Annotated in this window: 10 protein-coding genes; 5 read left to right on the top strand and 5 right to left on the bottom strand. The window is 63.2% G+C overall.

Annotated features, from left to right (window positions below; genetic code table 11):
- Nucleotides 1–33 precede the first annotated feature (33 nt).
- From CLV45_RS18175 to CLV45_RS18165, 3 genes are read right to left on the bottom strand one after another with little or no spacing between them, the layout of a single operon-like run.
- Nucleotides 34–1179: a DUF4249 domain-containing protein gene (locus CLV45_RS18175; RefSeq protein ID WP_100337897.1), complete on the bottom strand. Its 1146-nt coding sequence runs from the start codon at nucleotides 1177–1179 to the stop codon at nucleotides 34–36.
- An 11-nt stretch (nucleotides 1180–1190) separates the two neighbouring features.
- Nucleotides 1191–3950: a TonB-dependent receptor gene (locus CLV45_RS18170; protein WP_100337896.1), complete on the bottom strand. Its 2760-nt coding sequence runs from the start codon at nucleotides 3948–3950 to the stop codon at nucleotides 1191–1193.
- Between the two features lie 57 nt (nucleotides 3951–4007).
- Entirely contained in the window at nucleotides 4008–4772 is a 765-nt protein-coding gene (locus tag CLV45_RS18165; protein WP_157807633.1) for a hypothetical protein, read from the bottom strand.
- 241 nt (nucleotides 4773–5013) lie between these two features.
- Between CLV45_RS18165 and CLV45_RS18160 the strand changes: the two genes are divergently transcribed.
- From CLV45_RS18160 to CLV45_RS18140, 5 genes are all read left to right on the top strand, one after another.
- The gene (locus CLV45_RS18160) at nucleotides 5014–5337 is read left to right on the top strand and encodes a DUF7009 family protein (RefSeq protein WP_100337894.1); all 324 of its coding nucleotides are present in this window, start codon (nucleotides 5014–5016) and stop codon (nucleotides 5335–5337) included.
- 44 nt (nucleotides 5338–5381) lie between these two features.
- On the top strand, nucleotides 5382–7940 hold the full coding sequence (locus tag CLV45_RS18155) for an FdhF/YdeP family oxidoreductase (protein ID WP_100337893.1): 2559 nt from the start codon (nucleotides 5382–5384) through the stop codon (nucleotides 7938–7940).
- Between the two features lie 107 nt (nucleotides 7941–8047).
- Nucleotides 8048–8392 (top strand): hypothetical protein, encoded by a 345-nt coding sequence (locus CLV45_RS18150; RefSeq protein WP_157807632.1) that lies wholly within the window; start codon nucleotides 8048–8050, stop codon nucleotides 8390–8392.
- Between the two features lie 228 nt (nucleotides 8393–8620).
- A complete protein-coding gene (locus CLV45_RS18145) occupies nucleotides 8621–11185 on the top strand; it encodes an FdhF/YdeP family oxidoreductase (RefSeq protein WP_100337891.1) in 2565 nt (854 codons plus the stop codon).
- Between the two features lie 636 nt (nucleotides 11186–11821).
- Complete coding sequence (locus CLV45_RS18140) at nucleotides 11822–12373, top strand: hypothetical protein (protein ID WP_100337890.1); 552 nt, start codon at nucleotides 11822–11824, stop codon at nucleotides 12371–12373.
- 205 nt (nucleotides 12374–12578) lie between these two features.
- Here CLV45_RS18140 and tamL read toward each other — a convergent pair whose 3' ends face one another.
- The gene (gene tamL, locus CLV45_RS18135) at nucleotides 12579–14855 is read right to left on the bottom strand and encodes a translocation and assembly module lipoprotein TamL (RefSeq protein WP_245882924.1); all 2277 of its coding nucleotides are present in this window, start codon (nucleotides 14853–14855) and stop codon (nucleotides 12579–12581) included.
- Between the two features lie 93 nt (nucleotides 14856–14948).
- Nucleotides 14949–20090, bottom strand: coding sequence for a translocation/assembly module TamB domain-containing protein (locus tag CLV45_RS18130; protein ID WP_100337888.1), 5142 nt, complete (start codon nucleotides 20088–20090; stop codon nucleotides 14949–14951).
- Between the last annotated feature and the right edge of the window lie 159 nt (nucleotides 20091–20249).

The raw sequence follows: 20249 nt of genomic DNA, 5'->3' as shown, positions 1-20249 counted from the left end.
GGTACAGCCTACAGGACGGTGGAACACGGCGGGTTATTGCCAGAAGTCGGGCCGGCGGTTGGTGCCCCGGCGGCGGCAGTCGGCGCACTCGGCAGAGGCGCTGGAGTAGCCCACAATGGTGTTGGACATGGGTGCGTACACGGTGTAGAGCGGCAGCACGACCGACGTGCTGAAGACGGTGGGCACCCGGGCCAGCGGCACGGTATCGGGCGGGGCGCAGTTGTAGCCGGTTTCGTACTGCTGCGTCAGCGGCAGCTCATTGCTGGCAATGAAAATGCGCTTCTCCGTTACGGTGCCGGCGCCCACGTAGCCCACCACCGGCTCAGTGGCATCGGTCAGGCTCTGCACGTTGCCGGTCAGCTGGCTGGGCACGGGGTCAAAGAGGCCGCCCACGCTTTCGGTGTTGGATTTGAGCTGTTCCCAATAGGCGTATTCTTCGGCCGTCTGGGCGTACTGGCGCACTTGCACGCTGTACTTGAAGCGCAGCTTCACCGAGTTGGCCGGCAGCAGAATTAGCGGGTAGCGGGCCACCACGTCCTGGTTGAGCCGGGCCGTGGAGTTGATGGCAATGCTGGTGGAGCCGGCCGTGCCCCAGCACTGGTAAATATCCTCGGCGCGGGGCTGCATCCGGCCATTCACGTATTCCAGGCCCGAGCGGTAGGCGGAGTGGAATTCCCAGGTTTCGGTGTAGGTCCAGCGGTAGTAGCGCGTGCTGTTGGTGGCGTCGTGGGCGTTGACGTACACCCGCACGCCCCGGTCTTCCACCGCCCAGGGCAACTCGTCGATGGGTGGCGCGACTTTCGGCGTCACCAGGGCCGAGGCGTATTCGCGGCCCCCGGCCGTGCGCAGCCGCAGCTGGTAGCGGCGGGCCGGGCTCAGACTCAGCGCCGCCGAGGTGTAGGTGCCCGGCACCTGCTCACTCAGCGGGTACGAGGTGCCGGCTTCATCCTGAATAGCAACCGTGGCCCGGGGCTCGGCGGCCGGCGCGCCCGAATTGGCCACGTTCTGGGTGCGCGACAACCGGATGCTGGTCACCCCGTTGATGTTAATAAAGCCGCTTACCACCAGATAGTTGGGCGCCGAGCGAATAACCTCGGGCTCGAAGGGGTCGACGCAGCCGGGCAGGGCCAGAGCCAGCCACAGGCCGAGCAGCAACGGGTACAGACGCGGTAAAGACATAACGTAGCGCACTAGAATTTGAAGTTGTAGGTCACCGTGGGAATGGGCCGCCCAAAAATGGAGAGCTGGTAGCCCTTGATCTGGCCGTTGACGGATTTGAAGTAGACCGAGTACGGGTTGTGGCGGCCGGTCAGGTTGTAGATGGCCAGCGTCCAGGAGCTGTGAGCCAGCTTTTTGGCCTTGTGCCCGCCCTCAATGTTCATGGCAAAGTCGACGCGGTAGTAGTCGGGCACGCGGTAGGCGTTGCGGTCGGAGTAGAGCACCCGCGGCACGTCGTCGACGTAGTAGCGGGCCAGGGGCAGGGTAATGGGCCGGCCGGTGCTGTAGTTGAAGTTGAGCGAGGTGCTGAAGCGGCGGCTGAAGCGGTAGTTGCCGGCCAGGGTCACCTCGTGGGGCTTGTCAATGTTGCTGGGGTAGTACGCCCCGCCGTTGATTTGCTCGGCCGGCGTGCCCGCGTTGGCCCGCACCAGGGAGCGGGAGTAAGTATAGTTGAGCCAGCCGTTGATTTTGCCCGTCGATTTGCGAATGGAAAACTCCACCCCGTAGGCCTTGCCCTCGGCATTGATCAGGTCGGTTTCCAGGTGGTGGTTGAGCAGCAGCCGGGCTCCGCTTTTGTAGTCCACGAAATCGTGCATGCGCTTGTAGTAGCCCTCCACCGAGGTTTCGATGGTGTTGCGGCGGAAATTGCGGTAGTAGCCCAGTGCCACCTGGTCGCCCACCTGGGGCCGCACGTAGGCGTCGCTCAGCTTCCAGGTATCGGTCGGCGACAACGACGTAGTATTCGACAACTGACTGATGTACTGACGGGTGCGGTTGTAGCTGGCCTTCACCGAGGAGTTGTCCGACAGCGCGTATTTCAGCGAGGCGCGGTATTCGGGGCCGTGGTAGGTGGCCATGGCTGCTCCCGCGCCGTAGCGTACCGTGTCGGTGATGTTGGCGGTGGTGCGGGGCAGGCCGGGCGCGTACTGGCTGACTGCGCGCGGGCCCAGGGCCTGGTAGAAAGAGTAGCGCAACCCCAGCTCCAGAGCCAGGCGCGGCGTTATTTCAATTTTATCGGATACGTACAGGGCCGTTTCCTGGGCCTGTTCCCGGTCCAGCTCGTCGGGCCGGATCAGTGACTCCGCCCCGCTCGGCACCAGCTTGCCCGCATCGACGCGGTAGCGCAAGGTGCTGGCCCCAAAGTCGACGGTGTGCTTGGCGCTGGGGAAGTAGCTGAAGTCGGCCTGGGCCCCGAGCTGCCGGATGCCGAAAGTCAGCTCCGAGGCATTGACCGGGTTTTTCCGGCTGCTGATCTGGTACTGATACTGGGTGTAGGTGGTGGTAAGCACGCCGTAGAGCTTGTTGCCGAAGAGGTGCTTCCACTTCAGGCTGCCGCTGCGGTTCTGGTAGGCGTAGGAAGTGTCGGCCGCCAGCCGAAACCGGTCCTGGCTGAAGTAGCCAGTGGCGTAGAGCGTGTTGTTGGCGTTGAGCTCGTGGCTAAGGTGGGCGCTCAGGTCGTAAAACGAGGCCGCGCTTTCCTTCAGGTCCTGGTTGGGCAGCAGGTGCAGAATCCAGTCGGAGTACGAGGTGCGGGCCCCAACCAGAAACGAGCTTTTGTCCTTGATAATGGGGCCTTCCAAGGTGAGCCGGCTGGTCAGGGCCCCGATACCGCCCGAGCCCGAAAGCTTCTTCTTGTTCCCGTCGCGGGTGGCAATGTCGAGCACCGAGGACAGTCGGCCGCCAAACCGGGCCGGAATGGCGCTTTTGTAGAGCTCCACGCTCTTAAGAATGTCGGGGTTGAAGGCCGAGAAAAAGCCGAACAGGTGGCTGGGGTTGTACACCGTGGCGTCGTTGAAGAGAATCAGGTTCTGGTCGGTGCCCCCGCCCCGCACGCTCAGCCCGGTGCTGCCCTCCCCCACCGACTTCACGCCCGGCAAGGTCAAAACCACCCGCAGAATATCGGTTTCGCCGAAGGCCGTGGGCACCTGCCGGATGGTGCGGATGTCGAGCTTTTCCAGGCCCATCTGCATCCCGGCCACGTTCTTGTCCTTTTCGGCCTCGATGACGACCTCCTTCAGGTTGGTGATGTCCTCGTCGACTTCCACGTCGAGCTTGCCACTGGCATTCAGCTGCACCTGCCGCCGGGTGTTCTTGATGCCCAGGCCGCGGATATTAAGCGTGTAGCGGCCCGGGGGCAGCGTCAGGGCGTAGTAACCAAACTGGTCGGTGGTGGCACCCACGGCCGGGGCCTCCACGTACACGGCCGCGCCCGGCACCGGCTCCCCGGAGCGGGCCTCCCGGATATGGCCCGCCAGCGTGGCCTTGCCCGCGGCACTGCCGGCGCCCGGCCGCCCGATTTCGTACAGCCGGGCGGCATCGGCGGCCCGCACCGGCGCGGTTTCCGCTGGTTTCTGCTCCTCCGCGACTACCACGGCGGGCCCGGCCCGGAAGTAGCCGGCGGGCAGCTCGGTAGCTACGGGCAGGCGGGGCGTGATAAAGACGGTGTGCTCCTCGGCGTCGATGGCAAAGCGCAGCTCGGTAGCGCCCAGGGCCTGGGCCAGCACGGTGCTCAAGGCCTGCTTCTGGACCTGCAGCGTGATGCGCCCGGGCCCGGTGGCCGTGGTGTCGAAAAAGAACCGGTAGCGGGTTTGGGCTTCGAGCTGCCGGGCAAACTGCTCCAGGCTCAGGCTCTGGAAGCTGCCGCTCACCACGGGCTCCGGAGTTTGACCGTAACCGGCGAAGGAACCAACAAGCAAAAGAATACAAAGCGTAAGCCGGTAGATATACTGCATACTTTAGGCAAGGATTGTCGAAAAAATAACTCTGTTATAACCGGCCGCTGTCCGGCCTTACTGCCCGGCCGCCGGCGCCAGCGTGGCGGCGTAGCGCGCTAGGGCCACCAGCGACTTTTCCCGGTACGCCGCCCCAAACTTCAGCTTCTCGGTCCGGATGTACTTGCGCAGGGCGGCTTTCTGCGTGGGCAGGGCGGCCAGCACCTCACTGGCGCTGCTGGCTTTGGCATAACGACGCCCGGCATAGACGAAAAACTCATCTCTCTCGGTTATTTCGCCCTCCAGCTGCCCGGCCGAGGCGCGTTCCTGCAAGTTCTTGTGGCGCAGGGCCAGCAGCTGCACGGGCCCCTCTACCAGCACTTCGTAAAAGCCGGGCCGGGCCGGCGGGCCCTGGGCCGAGTCGGCCCCGGCCCGCAGGTGCACAAAGGAGTGGCCGGCCACCACAAAGCGCTGCACTTTGTCCTTGATTAGCCGCATTTCCAGGGTGCCCTGCGGAGCGCCCAGCACCAGCTCGTCGAGCACGATGTCGTAGAACAAGGGCACATTGGCGTAGGTCGAGCCGGCGTACTCGATGGTCGCCGCCCGGGGCTGGGTCGACTCGAAGAACGGGTGGCCCACGATGTAGCGCTTCACGTAGCTCACGTACTCGGGCCCGTTGTAGAGGCGCGACTCGTAGCCCAGCGCGGCCGAATAGTGTCGCTGCAGGCGGCGCAGCGTGGCGGCCGAGTCGGGGCCGACGATACTGGGCCCCTGGGCCCGGGCCGAAACGCCCAGCAGCAGGCCGGCGGCCAACGCCAGATAACGAGTAATACGGGGTAGCATTGGGGCGTAATAAGTAGACTTACAGGAACTAGCGCCCGACAAGCTACGAACTAGAAGCCAAAGCATCGGCGGCGGCCGGCGCTTTCGGGCTCGAAGCTCCGCTAAAGCCTTTGAGCAGCGGCCGAAACCAGGATTTTACCGTGGCGCTTGGCCCAAGAAAGTCGGGGAAAATACCTCGGCCGTTGCCACCCCAACCGGGTCCGCCGCGTACTTATTTTACTATCTGACCTACTCCCGCTTCATGAAACTCCGCTTTGAAGACCATTCGCTCCGCCTCCGGCTCTCGGAAGAGGAAGTCCAGCAGTTTGCCCAGGCCGGCCGCGTAGCCGTAACCGTGCCGCTGGGCCCCACCGCCGCCGACCACCTGACCTACGCCCTGGAACGGGCCGAGAATGAAGAGTTCCGCATCACCCACGGCGCGGGGGCCATTACCGTGAAAGTACCCGCCACCCTGGCCCACCACTGGACCAGCACCGACCAGAACGGCCTGACCGCCACGCTGATGATGGCCCAGGATCAGCCCCTGAAAATCCTGATTGAAAAAGACCTAGACTGCCGCCACTAGCGGGCCGGGCTGTTACCTCACCAGTGCTATTTCCTATCCGCGTCATGGATAAATCTCCCGCCTACGACCCCAGCCAGGCCGGCAAGACCGAGCAGCAAACCGCCGGCAACAACGTGCCCAAGAGCGGGCAGCGGCCCGACCAGGGCACCGCCCCCACCAGTGACAACTGGAGCACCTCGCCGGCGCGTCAAACCCTCGACGACCGGATAATGGAAGCCCCCGACACGCTCGGGGCCAAGCACCGGCACCCGATTCTGGCTCAGCCCCCGGAAAAATTTACCGGCCTCAAGCTCACCAAGCCGGCCACGGTAGCGGCGGGCATCATGGCCGTGCTCAAGTCGGGCGCCTTTGCCGTGGACTACGAAGGCCCCGTGCGCGGCACTCAGGCCCTGCTCAAGATGAACCAGAAGGACGGCTTCGATTGCTCCAGCTGCGCCTGGCCCGACCCGGACGACCACCGCTCGGTGGCCGAGTTCTGCGAAAACGGCGCCAAGGCCACGACTTCGGATGCCCAGTCGGATCCGGTGGGGCCGGAGTTCTTTGCCCGGCACAGCCTGGCGGATTTGTCGCGCATGACGGACCGGGACCTCAACAACGCCGGCCGCCTGACCCACCCGATGGTGCTGCGGCCGGGCGCCACCCACTACACGCCCATTTCCTGGCCCGAGGCTTTTGAATTGGTTGGGCAGGAGCTCAACGCGCTGCCGTCACCGCACGAGGCCATTTTCTACACCTCGGGCAAAGTGCCCAACGAGCCGGCCTATCTGTACCAGCTCTTCGTGCGGCAGTTTGGGACCAACAACCTGCCCGACTGCTCCAACATGTGCCACGAAAGCAGCGGGGCGGCCCTGAGCAACACTACCGGCCTGGGCAAGGGCTCGGTCACGCTCAACGACATCTACGACGCGGCCGTCATTATTATTATTGGGCAGAACCCGGGCACCAACCACCCGCGCATGCTCACGGCCCTGCAAAAGGCCAAACGCAACGGAGCCAAAATCATCAGCATCAACCCCCTGCACGAGGCCGGCCTGCTGCACTTCAAGAACCCCCAGGACTTCATGAACCCGCTCAAGGCCCTGGGCACCCTGCTCGGCGACGGTACGCCCATCACCGACGTGTACTTGCAGGTGCGCATCAACTCCGACCAGCTCGTGGTGCGCGGCCTGATGAAGTGCCTGCTTGAAGCCGAGGAACTAAACCCCGGCCAGGTGCTCGACCACCACTTTATCCGGGACTACACCACCGGCTACGCCGAGCTGGTCGAAAACCTGAACAACACGAGCTGGGCCGATATTGAGGAAGCCAGCGGCCTGACCCGGGCCCAGATTCAGGAAGCGGCCAACGTCATTGGCCGCCACAAGCGCATCATTACCTGCTGGGCCATGGGCCTGACCCAGCAGAAAAACGGCGTGTATACCATCCAGGAAGTCGTGAACCTGCACTTTCTGAAGGGCGCCGTGGGCATTCCGGGCGCGGGGCTGTGCCCGGTGCGGGGCCACTCCAACGTGCAGGGCGACCGGACGATGGGCATCTGGGAGCGGCCCACCGCCACCTTCCTGGATTCGTTGGCCCAGGAGTTCAACTTCGAGCCGCCCCGCGAGTACGGCTTCGACGTGGTGGAAGCCGTGAAGGCCCTGCACGACGGCCGGGTGAAGGTGTTCATGGGCCTGGGCGGCAACCTGCTCGGGGCCTGCTCCGACACCGAATTCGTGGCCGAGGGCATGCGCAAGCTCCGCCTCTCGGTGCACGTGACGCCCAAGCTCAACCGGGGCCACTTGGTGAACGGGGAAATGGCCCTGCTGCTGCCCTGCAAAACCCGCATTGATATCGACATGCAGAAGTCGGGGCAACAGTTTATGACCTGCGAAAACTCGATGGGCGTGGTCAGCATGAGCAAGGGCGTGCTGGAACCCATTTCCGACCAGATGCTGAGCGAGGTGGCCATTGTGAGCGGCATTGCCCTGGCCACCCTGGGCGAGAAAAGCACCGTGGACTGGGTGGGCTGCACCGAAAACTACGACCTGATCCGGGACTACGTGGCCCGCACCATTCCCGGCTTCGAGGACTTTAATACTAAGGTGCGCCACCCCGGCGGCTTCTATCTGCCCAACGGCCCCCGGGAGCGTAACTTCACCACCGACAACGGCAAGGCCAACTTCACCTGCACCCCGCTGGAAAAGCACGTGCTGGAGCCCGGCCAGCTCGTGCTGATGACCATCCGCAGCCACGACCAGTTCAACACCACCGTCTACGACTACAACGACCGGTACCGGGGCATCCACGGCGAGCGGCGCGTCATCTTCCTCCACCCCGAGGACATGGCCGAGCGGGGCATCCGGGAAAAGGGCCTGGTCAACATCACCAGCCACTTCGAGGGGCAGCAGCGCCACGCCGAGAAGTTCATTGCCGTACCCTACGACATTCCGCGGGGCAACTGCGCCGTGTACTTTCCCGAGGGCAACGTGCTGGTGCCCATCGGCTCGGTGGCCTACCGCAGCAACACGCCCACTTCCAAGTTCGTCATCGTGACGGTGGCCCCGGTGGAGCTGCCCGTCGGTACCCAGCTTCCCACGGGGCAGCAGGTGGCGGTGCCGGCTTAACAGGCGCAAGTGCTTCTTACCGAGCCCGGTCGTTTCTACGGCCGGGCTTTTTGCGTATCCTTAGGGCGGCTTTTTACCGGTCCGTTCCGCCTTTGCTTTTTCTGCGCATGAAAAAATACTTGCCCTTGCTGGCGTTGCTGTTATCGGGTTGCCTACCGGCCAGAAAAGTTCTACCCACCACGGAAGACCGCTCCATAATGCTGCTGCAGGAAGATGGGAGGGTAGTTATTTCCTCCCTGAACTCAGCGCAGCAAACCAAAATTATTCACCAGCAGCAAGCTGGCGACACGCTCCTGGTGGCCTACAAAACCTGGGTTCCTCTGTTCCGCCGCGAGTACTCGGCGGCGGAGTCTACCGTGCCGCTGACCGCGCAGATCCGCTACGTGAAGTGCGCCAACCGCCGGTATCGGGTGGTGCAGGCGGCGGGCGGCTTTCGGCTGGAGCAACTGTAGCCACCGGCGGCTATATAGGAGCAGAAACAGCTGAACTGCCTGGTTTCGGCAACCTGGGCCGGAGCTTCTGCGTCTGCCTACTAGTACTGTTCAGCCCGCCGCGTAACCTTATCGGCACTAACTGCCCGGCGTATTCGCGGGTGGCTGGGGATGAGCAGCCCGGAGCTGGCCGCTGGAAAAATACCCCGCATGGCCTATCCTTTTCCCCTTTTAGCTGTTGAGTATACCATGGAAAAGTCCCCCGCTGAAGACCCCGGCCAGGCTGGCAAAACCGAAGAGCAAGGCGCTAAGGCCAATGCCCCCAAAAGCGGGGAACGGCCCAGCCAGGGCGCAGCTCCCGCCCCCGACCACTACCGCCCCGACCCCCAAGCCCAACGAGACGAAAGCGTGATACCCGCCCCCGACGTAGCCAATGCCAAGTACAAGCAGCCCATCCTGGCCCAGCCGCCGGATGCCCTGACCGGCCTCCACCTCGAAGAGCAGGCCAAGGTCGCGGCCGGGGTAACGGCCGTGGTCAAGTCCATGCAGTTTAGCTGGACCGAGGGCGGCATGGCCCGCGGCACCAAGGGCCTGCTGCACATGAACCAGCTCGACGGCTTCGACTGCTCCTCCTGCGCCTGGCCCGACCCCGACCACCACCGCTCGGTGGCCGAGTTCTGCGAAAACGGCGCCAAGGCCACCGCTTCCGACGCCGACGATAAAGCCGCCGGCCCCGAGTTCTTTGCCAAGTACAGCCTGGCCGAACTCTCGAAGATGACGGACCGGGACCAGAACAACGCCGGCCGCCTGACCCACCCGCTGGTGAAGCGCCCCGGCGACAACCACTACTCCCCCATCGAGTGGCCCGCCGCTTTCCAGCTTATTGCCGATAACCTCAACTCCCTAGCTTCGCCGAACGAGGCCGTGTTCTACACCTCGGGTAAGGTGCCGAATGAGCCGGCGTTTCTGTTTCAGCTCTTTGCCAAGCTGCTCGGCACCAACAACCTACCCGACTGCTCCAACATGTGCCACGAAAGCAGCGGGGCGGCATTGAGCCCCACGCTGGGGCTGGGCAAAGGCTCGGTCACGCTCAACGATATTCACGAGGCCGAAGTCATTCTCATTATTGGCCAGAACCCGGGCACCAACCACCCGCGCATGCTCACGGCCCTGCAAAAGGCCAAGCGCAACGGAGCCAAGATTATCAGCATTAATCCCCTGCGGGAGGCCGGGCTTAACCACTTCAAGAACCCCCAGGACTTCATGAACCCCCTGAAGGCCCTGGGCGCCTTGCTCGGCGACGGGACCCAGATTACCGACCTGTTCCTGCAAGTGCGCGTGGACGGCGACATGGGCGTGCTGCGCGGCATCATGAAGCACCTCTTCGAGGCCGAGGACCGCAACCCCGGCCAGGTCGTGGACCGGCCCTTTATCGACAAGTACACCACCGGCTTCGACTCGTTTGAGCAGAACATCCGCAACACCACTTGGGAGGATATCGAGGAAGTAAGCGGCATTTCCCGGGCCCAGCTGCTGGAAGCGGCTAACATTATTGCCACCAAGCAGAAGATTATTACCTGCTGGGCGATGGGCGTTACCCAGCAGCGCCAGGGCGTGCAAACCATCCAGGAAATCGTGAACCTGCACCTGCTCAAGGGCGCCATCGGCAAGGCCGGGGCCGGTACCTGCCCGGTGCGGGGCCACTCCAACGTGCAGGGCGACCGGACGATGGGCGTCTGGGAGCAGCCCACCAAGGAGTTCCAGGACAAGCTGGGCCAGGAGTTCAACTTCCAGCCGCCCTACGAGCACGGCTACGACACGGTGGAGGCCATCAAGGCCATGTACAAGGGCAAAACCAAGGTCTTCTTCAGCCTCGGCGGCAACCTACTTTCCGCCGGCCCCGACACCGAAGTCATTGCCGAGGGCATGCGCCAGCAGAAGCTCACGGTATTCGTGGGCACCAAGCTCAACCGCGGCCACCTCACGACCGGCGAAACCAGCCTGCTGCTGCCCTGCTTCACCCACCTCGACGTGGACATGCAGAAGTCGGGCCACCAGATGACGAGCTGCGAAAATTCGATGGGCGTCGTGAGTCAGAACAAGGGCGTGCTCGTGCCCCTGGAAGGCCAGATGATGAGCGAGGTGGCCATCCTCTGCGGCGTGGCCATTGCCACGCTGGGCACCAAAATCGACATTGCCGACTGGGTGGCCATGACCGAGAACTACGACGTCATCCGGGACCATATCAGCCGCGTGATTCCCGGCTTCGAGAACTTCAACGAGAAGCTGCGCCGCCCCGGGGGGTTCTATCTGCCCAACGGCCCGCGCGAACGGAAATTCACCACCAAGAACGGCAAGGCCAACTTCTCGACCACCGACTTCGAGAAGTACCCCCTGGAGCCCGACCAGCTGGTACTGATGACCATCCGCAGCCACGACCAGTTCAACACCACCATTTACGAGTACAACGACCGGTACCGGGGCGTGTACGGCGAGCGGCGGGTGCTGTTTATGAACGTGCAGGACATGGCCACCCGCGGCATCAAGGCCAAGGACCTGATTGACATTACCAGCCACTTCAAGGGCGAAAAGCGCACCGTGGAGAAGTTCGTGGCCGTGCCCTACGATATTCCCAAAGGCAACGTGGCCGCCTACTTCCCCGAAGCCAACCCCCTGGTGCCGGTGGGCTCGGTAGCCAAAGTCAGCAACACGCCCACTTCCAAGTACGTGGTAGTAACCGTGGTGCCCACCCTGGCCCTCGACAGCACCAAAGAATACCTCGAAGCCCGCGTAGCCGCCACCCAGGAGGCGTAATACCTGCTCGGTACTTGCCAGGCGGCACGCATGTGTTATTGCGAGCATTCTGCGCATGAAGCAGAGACGAAGCAATCCGTCTTCTGCGAAGTAACACATGACCTTTTACCAGAAAGCCCTTAATCGTTGCCAACGGTTAAGGGCTTTTCCTTTTAGGGCCCCACGGCTTCCACGCTCACCTCCGCAGCTCTGGCCCGAGCCTTCTACGCCCCACCCTGCCCCTTCTACACGGTAGCGCGAGCCTCCGATGCCTTGCCGTTTGTCTTCCACACCATAGCGCGAGCCTTCAACACAACAGCGCGAGCCTCCGACACGTCAGCGCGAGCGTCCGACACGTCAGCGCGTGCATTTATCGCCCTTTTGAAAGCGCCAGAGCACATTTTGAATTTGACCAGTTTGCCCGCGGACGAGGTAGTGCGCGGCCAGAAAGGGTGGAACCAGGTGGCGGGGCTTGGGCGAAAGCCAGCTACAACCGCAAGAAGGGCTTTCCGGGGGAAGGGCGTGGCTACCTTCGCAGGAACCGGAATTAGCTGCGCTGTCCAGAGGGTGCTTCGGTCTGCCTCCTCGCAATGGCAGTCGTTATTTCACCCAATTGCCCTTCTCTTCGTAATCTTGTTTCCGCTACTTCCTGCCGCTATGTCCTCCGATTCGGAAATCTCCCTCTTCACCCACCACTTCGGCCGCCCCGAGCCTGCCGTGCCGCCCGGCGACTTCTTCGCCGATAAGTTTGACAAGAGCCTGTGGCGCATGATGTACGACGAAGTAGGCGCGGGCTGGTACCAGGACCGGTTTCTCTACCTCTTCGGCGCCGAGCTGCCCCAGCTGAACCCCCTTCTGGAGCTGTGGACCGGCCTGCTGGAGCCAGGCGTGGAGCGGGTCGTCATTGGCCGCAACGCCTACGGAGCCCTGCTGGTAGCCGAGCGCACCACCGAGGAAGGTACCGACGCCCCCATCGGCCTGCTCGACCCCGCCGCGGGCACCTACACCAAGCACGAGGGGCTGGATTTTGCCACCCTGATTACCGACTGGCTGCCGGAGCACCGCCTGCCCGCCTTCGTGGATGCGGCGGCCTACGCGGCATTTCGGCAGAGTGGCGGGCAGTTGCAGCCCCAGCAGGTACTGGCCGGCTCGGCCCCCGAAGACCTGCTGGCCTATCATCAGCGGATGGCCGCCCAGCACCGGGCGTAATTGCCCCAGGGCCACCGCCCGCAGAGCCCCAGCGGGGCGACATATCGGTAGCCAGCGTGAAATAGATGAACGAAGCCCCAGCGGGGCGACACCAGACGTTGAACGAAGGTGCCGCCCCACTGGGGCTTGGCTCTGTTTTGAGCCTGTTGCTTTACCGCCCTGCCGCCATGCTGGGGCTAACAACTAACAACTAACAACTAACAACTCAAAACGGGTAGCCGATGGCAATGTTGTAGGTGGGCGTGGTGCCGGGCTTTTCGCCGCTGGGCAGGCGCACGGGCATGGCCACGTCGAAGCGGATGACGAAGAACTGCACGTCGATGCGGATACCGGCGCCGGCGCCCACGGCCAGCTCGTTGAGGAAGGTCCCGGGGTTAAACTTGCCGCCCAGCCGGGTCGGGTCCTCGTTGACGAGCCAGATGTTGCCCGCATCCACGAACAGGGCGCCTTTCACGTAGGGAAACAAATCCTGGCGGTATTCGGCATTGGCCTCCAGGCGGATGTCGCCCACCTGGTCGTAGAAGGAAGTGTTGCTTTTCTCGGCCGTGGCGGGCCGGTAGGTGCCCGGCCCGACGCCCCGGGCCCGGAAGGCCCGCACGCTGTTGGGCCCCCCGATGCCGTACTGCTTCAGATAGGGCATTACGGTGGAGTTCAGGTACGGAATGCCCGCCCCAATCAGCACGCGGGTAGCTATTTTGTTGCCGCTGGTCGGGTTGGCAGTAGTGCGGAAGTAGTTGCGAAACTCCAGGTCCACCTTGGTGTACTGCGAAAATTCCTGGCCGGCCAGGGTGTACGCCTTGGTCTGGTCTTTGGGGTTAACGGTTTTGGTTTGGCCCGTCAGGTTGCTGAGCAGGTAAGCCAGGTTGCCCGACACTTCCAGCCCGCCGCTGAAGTACACCTGATTGCGGCGCTGCTCCAGGGCCTGCTGATTGTAAGTATAGCGGTAGCTGCTGCCCAGAATAAACTGCTGACGGAAGCTGTTTTCGAGAAAGGAGTTTGAATCGAGCAGCTTTTGAAACTGCTCGGACACCGAGCCCAACCGGATGTACTGCACGTCGACGGGCCGTAGCTCCTGCTCATTGGTCAGCTTGGTTTTCCAGGTGTAGCCGTAGTTCAGGTTGAATACGTCTTCCTGAAAGGCACCCACTCGCTGCACGTAGCGGTAGCCGGCTCCGAAGCTGGTGCGGGGCTGAAAGTCGGAATTGACCAGCCGGATGTTGAAGGGCGGCGTAATCAGGCGGGGCACCAGCAGCTGGGCATCAATGCCGAGCTCGTAGGAAGTAATGCCGATGGTGTTGGTTTCGGCCTGGGTCTGGTTTTCGAAGGTGCCCGTGAGGTTGACCAGCAGCTGCTCGGCGCCGCGCAGGGCCGAGCGGTTGCGGTACTGCACCTGGAAGCCCGGCCCGGTAAAGCCGTTCGATTTGCTGACCAGCAGCACCTCGGCCCGCAACGACTGCTTGGGCACCTGGGTCATGCGCACGAAGGAGTTCAGGAAGCCGTAGCCGGCCGAGTCGGCCTTGGCCCGGGCGGGCCGGAAGCGCATATCCACGAACTTGAACGTGCCCAGGCTCATCAGGCGGCTCAGCGTCTGGTCGGAGCGGCGGCGGCGGTAGAGGCTGTCGGGGTACAGGAATACGGCGTTGGTAATGGCCTTGGCCTTGAACACCTTCTCGTCGGGCACGTAGCGGTAGCCCTGGTACATGATGGGCCGGTCGCTCTGGGTGGTATCCGAGAGGTTGTAGCTAGTATTGAGAGTGATGTTGTTGAGGATGTAGGGCTTGGCCGCCCGGGGCGGGGTGCTGGCCTTCACCTTCAGGAACACATTCACCTGGTTGCCGATGGTACTGTCGACCTGAAACAGGAGGTAGTCGGGGGTAAAATAGTAGTAGCCCTGGTTTTTGAGCACCCCGTCGATGCGGGCCCGCTCGTTGATGAAGGTTTGCAGGTTGTAGGGGTCACCCACCTTCAGCAGGGAGGCCGACTCGGTGGCCCGGATGGCCCGGTCAATCAGCGTGTCGCGCTCGGGGAAATGAATTTCCTTGATGGTGTAGGGCTTGCCCACCGTGGCGGTGTAGTCCACGCTGGCGGTGCGGTCCTTGACCTGCACTTTGCTGCCTACGCTGGGCTTGAAGTAGCCGTTGTTATTGAGCCGGTTGACCATCAGGCTTTTCACCCGGTTGGTGTCGACTTCGCTCAGCAGCACGGGCTTTTCGCCGTACTTATTGGCCAGCCAGTGACCCAGGCCCTTGGTTTTGCCCTCACCCATGTGCCAGAAGTAGAGCTTGGGCCGCAGCCCCAGGATGGAGGCGTTGGGCTTGGGGGCAATAACGCTTTCCAGCTCGGTTTGCAGGGCCGCCTCATTGGGCACCTTGGCCTCCGACTTGATTTTGACCGTGCTGCCGGTGTAGAGCTTGGCGCCTTCGGGTAGGAATTTCGTGCCCGAGCAGCCGCTGGCCAGCAGCAGGCCGGCCACGGCCAGCACGCGCAAACAGGGAACAGAAACAACGGAAAGGCGACGAGCTACTGACACGGAACGAAACTAGGTGAAACGGCTTGGACTGCTTTGATGGAAAACTTAGCGGCGGGTGGTGGCTTTGGGCACCCTCGTGGAGTCGCGGCGGGTGGTGGCCACAGGGGCCTGGGTCGAGTCGGGGTCGGCTTTCCGCTCCCGGCGCTGCTGCCGCCGCTCCTGCTTCACTTCTTCCTTCACCACCTCGTCGATGCCCTTAAACAGGTCGGCCAGGTCGCGGTAGTCGCGCTGGAAGATGAGCGAGGCGCCGGTGCGCACGAATTGCCCGTCGATGTCGCCGTAGGCATTGTTGCGGAAGGCCCGCAGGCGAATCCGGCCGTTGGCCAGCACGTTGTATTCCACGCTCACGTCGCCGGCAAAGCTGCTGACGCCGGCCTGGTTCTGGCCGGTCGAGGCCTGGTTGCCGCCGCCCAGGGGCACGTCGGTACCGAGGCGCACCGTGAGCCGGTTGTTGAGCAGCTGCCGGCGCACGGCCACGTTCAGGTCGGTGCGGGTTTTCTCGGCCCCCGAGGAGTAGTCGGCGTAGGAGTTCACGCCCAGCTCCACGCCCAGATTCGACAGGTAGCTGCCGGTCAGGTTGTTGAGCTGCTGGGTGAGTACCTGGCTGGCCGAGCCCCGCAGCTGGTTGGCTACCAGGCTGCCGCTGCTCGACTTGAAGGGGTCCTGGGCCAGGAAGCGGTTCAGCACGAGCAAGGAAAATACCTGCTTGTTGAGCTCGGTGGTTTCGCTGGGTTGGCGCAGCTGGGCCAGGCGGGCCTCGATGGGGCCGCGCAACTCACTGCGGGCACTTTCCGGTAGCTTGATATCGAAGCCGATGATGGGCTTGAGCAGCTCCCCGGTTACGTTGAGGTACACCTGGAAAGGCAGCTGGTTGCGGCCTACCGCATTCAGGGTTTCGTCGGCCAAGCCCTGAGCCGAGAGCAGCTCGGCCGGTGGGGCCTTCACGTTGTAGATGGCCGCCACGTTGAGCTGGGCATTATAGGGGTCGCCGGTCCAGGAAATGGTGCTGCCCGGAGCAATGTCGAATTCGCGGGAAGCCAAGTCGTAGAGCGACATGGCGTACTTGCCCTCGGTCACGTCGAGGCGGCCATTGAGGGTGATGGTGCCGCTGGGGTCAATGGCGGTACGCAGGGTGCCGGCGGCCCGCACCTGCAGGTTGTCGCCCGAGGCCTGGTCGATGATGATGGTGAAGGGCGTGTTGTCGTTCACCGTCACGGTGGCCGTAATGTCGTAGCCGGCGGCGGTTTTCACCGTGTCCTGGGCTATCTGCCGGGCCAGGGCCGTGTCGATGGGCGCACTGAAATCCACGAACTGCACGATGCCCTCACTCGATACCTGCCCGGCTTCGTCGTTGGGCACGGCCACTTTTAGGTCGGATCCCTCAGCCACCACGGCCCGGGTCCGGATGACGGGCAGCATCATGTTGCCCGAAATCCGCGTGTCGGAATCCACCACCAGCTTGCCGTAGAACAGCGCATTGTCGCGCTGGGAGCTTTGCACGGCCAGGAACTTGTCGGTCGTCACGTTCAGGTTGAAGCGGTAGTCATCGATGTAGTTGCGGGTAAACACCGTGCCCGAAGCCACGGCCTTGTTGCCCACCGAGTCGAGCACCGTGAAGTTGTCGAAGGTCAGGCCCTGCTCACTGAAGTTCACCGTTTGGCTCGGCACGCGGTAGGGCGCCCCCAGCTGGCTCACGGTAAAGCCCGCGTCGGGCGTCGTAGTAATGGCCCCGCGGATAACGGGCTGACTCACCGTGCCGCTCACGGCCAGGTTGCCGGTAATACCACCCACCGACTCGCGCAGCTGTCCGGCCGAAAAGGCTTCGGCGGTTTTGATGTCGAGGCGGTTGACGGTCACGGCAAACTGAATCGGGCTGGGCGGGGTGGCCAGGTAGTAGCCCACGGCCCGCACGTCGGTGCCTGCGGCGTTGGTCAGGCGGGCGTCCACGTTGTAGCGGTCCGGCGTGGGGTTGGTGGCTTTGAGCACCACGTCCCCAATCAGGGCCTTGTTGTAGGCAAAGTTGGACAGGGTCAAATCGGCGGTAAAGGCCTGCCGGGGCTGGCCGATGCTCAGGGCTACGGCCTGCCCGTTGAGGGTGCCGGCCACCATGGAGTCGGGCATGCCGCCGGCTTTGGCCAGACCGTTCAGGTCGAAGTTGGTAATGGTGGCCTGCAACGGGTATTGGGCGCCGGGCAGGGTTTGCAAAGCCAGCACCTGGTTGCCCTGGCTCAGGCGCACGTTGCGGGCAAAGATGGCGCCGGTAGCCGTGGTGTAGCGCACCTCGTTGTCGGGCGCCACGGTCCACTTTTGGTTATCCAGCACCAGGTTGGGCCCGAAGCTGAAGGCGTAGGCATCACCCTGGTTGAACACCTGCAGCACGCCAGCCACGTTCAGCCGCTGCACGCTGTCGGACTCGGCGATGCGCAGGTTGGTGCCAATCTTATTGTTGGCAATGCTGCCACTCAGGCTGGGGTTGGGCAGGCGCAGGGAAGTATCCTGGCTGGCCTGCCGCAGCCGCAGGGCGTAGTCCAGCTTCTGCGGGTCCGACGACACGTTGAGCCGCAGCGAGTCCAGGCGGTAGGCGTCGTAGACGATGAGCGGAATCCGGCTGTTCACGGTCAGGTTGGCGGCCCGGCTGTCGTAGCTGCCGGTCAGCTTAAAGGGCGAAATCTGCTTGAGGCCCGGTACGAGCTGAGTGGCAATTTTCGGGTTCTTCAGGTTGGCGTCGAAGGTAAACTGCCGGTAGACCGAGGAGGGCGTGTAACGCACCCCGGGCAAATCAAAGTACCGGTCGATGTGGCGCTGCAGCTCCAGGGCCAGGTCGCCGAGGCGGGTATTGCCGCGCAGCGTCGCGTCGAGTACGTTGGAAGCAAAGTCCACCTCGGTACGGCCCGGGCGCTGCAAAATCCGGCCGCTGAGCGAGTCGAAGGCAAAAGGCTGCTTGTCCTTTATAATCACAATGCGCCGGCCCGAGAAGGTCCCGTTGAGCGAGTTGAGGTCCGAGCCGCTGATGTTGGCCGCCAAATCCCCCTGAATGCGCAGGTCGCCGCCGGTATAGAAGCCCAGGGCCGTCAGGTTGGCCCCGCGCAGGTTAAGCCGGTCGACAGTGTAGGTCGGGTTGTTGGCGTTGCGCAGGTTCACCGTCGCCAGCAGGTCCAGGTTCAGGTTGGGGTCCTGGCTGCTGCGGGCATCCACTTTGTAAAGCTGCCGGTCAATATCCACGTTGGCCGTAATGCCGCGGTAGTTGTAGCCGTTGTAGCGGGCACTCTGCACGTTGGCTACCAGCTTGCCCCGCATCTGGGCCGGGTCGAGGCCCCGGGCGGTAAGGCGGCCGTTGGCCGTAACCTTGCCGATGGTCGGGTCGCGCAGGAACTTGCCCACGTCGAGGCCCTGGGTGCTGAAGGTGGCGTTGATGGGCTCCTGACCCTTGGGCCCTTCGCCCATGTCGACCTTGGCCGTGGCATTGCCGAAGCTGGTAGTAGCCCGCAGGTTGGCATCGAACACCTGGGCCGTGGGTCGCCCTTTAAACGTGCCGGCCACCGTCATGCGGCCGGGCAGGCGGTACTCGGCCGGAATCGTGCCCTTGGGCAGCAGGCTCTTGATGTCGGCGTCGGAAGTCGTGAACTGGGCAATGTTCAAATCGGTGTAGAGGCGCCGGTCGGTTTCGGGCAGGCCCACAATCCGGCCGCTGGCCTTCACCACCGTGTTGCGGAAGCCGACGAATTCCAGGTTCTGAATCCGCATGTCGCCCACGCGCCCACTCACCCGCCCGCTCACCAGCACCGACTGATTAGCCCCCGTAGTAAAAGGAGCCGTGCCGGCCAAATCCGGGGCCAGGTAGAGGATGTCGCGGAAGCCGAGGCGCACGTTGCGCAGGTCGCCCTCAATGCCCAGGTTGGGCAGCTGCTTGGTGTCGGCCAGGGCGTCGAGGCTCTTGTAGCGCATGGCCAGCGTCTGGCGGATGCGGGTGTGGGGCGTAATCAGGTCCAGGTTGTCGAGGCGGGTCTGCACCGAGTCGAAGACGACGTCGGCCGTGGCGCTGTTTACCTGGAAGCCGCTCTGCTCCTTGCCGGCCAGGTTCACGATGCGGCCGGTAGTGCGGTTTTCGGAGTAAAACAGGTTCTCCGTGTTCAGCACCAGGTCCGTGAACTTGAGGTGGTTGTAGTCCATGCCCGGCACGCGGGTCCGTTGCTTGGGTTGGTTGAAGTTGTCGAAGGCCACGTCCACCCCGCTGATGTCGGACTTCTTCAGGGTCACAACCCAGCTGGTGGCCGAGCCCGTAGCTTTTTCCACCGACTCATTCAAGTCCCGCACGGCTTCGGCCGGGTTTACCACCCGCTGCTCCACCGGCACATTCTCGTTCTGGGCGTAGGCCAGGGAAGTATTGCGCAGCGTGAGCGTGTTCAAATCGATGCGCGACTTAATCAAGTCGATGTTGTCGGCCGTGGCCTGGGCTTCGCCGATGCGGGTGCTGATAAACTGGGCCGCCACGTTGTTGCGGTAGGTCAGGCTTACATTATTCAGCGCGGCGCTGTTCAGGCCGAAGGTCGTCGTGAGCGGCTCCGAGGGCGTATCCGGTGGCACCTTGCTTTGCACAATCCCGATGCTGGTGTTCTTCAGCGCGGCCGTGTTGATGCGGTAAATCGACTGGTCCACGTCCACCTCGTCCATCGTCACGGCCAAATCCCCCACCTTGGTCCGAATGTCGTTGCCGTCGACCTGGTCCTGGTAGGTCAGGAAGATGTTGGACAGGTGCAGGTCGCCGATGTTGTACTTGAAGCCGCCGGTGGAGTCGGCCGGAGCCGTGGTGGCGGTGTCGCCGGAGGTGAAGGCGGCCACGATAAAGTCGTAGTTCGACACGCTGTCGGGCTCGGTGCGCTTGATGTGCAGCGTGCCGTCGTTGAGCTCCAGCGACTTGACGTTAATCTGGGACTTGGTCAACGCCCACAGGTCCAGGTTCACGCCCAAATGGCCGACGGACAGCAGCGTATCGCGCTGCTGGTCTTCCAGATACACGTTGTCGAGGGAAATGGCATTGCGGAAGTCGGTACGAAACTTACCGATGCGCACTTCCGTGCCCAGTTTGTCGCGCAGGTAGCCTTCGGCCTTACGGGCCACGAAGTCCTGCGTCGCGGGAAATTGCAAAGCCACTACGGCCACAATCACCAGCAGCAGCACAAAGGCCACGAGTCCCAGTAATGCGTAAAGGGCGCGGCGAGCGTAAGTCGGGAGCGAGTTAATGGCGCAAAAAGTATAAAAGTGTCCACCTGTCCCAACGAAGAAAGTGGCCTGGAGGTTGGCTTTTACTCATCCGAAGCTCACGCTGACCAGCGCAAGGGCCGCCTT

Source organism: Hymenobacter chitinivorans DSM 11115 (assembly GCF_002797555.1).
Lineage (GTDB): Bacteria > Bacteroidota > Bacteroidia > Cytophagales > Hymenobacteraceae > Hymenobacter > Hymenobacter chitinivorans.
This window is presented reverse-complemented; position numbering and strand designations above follow the sequence as displayed.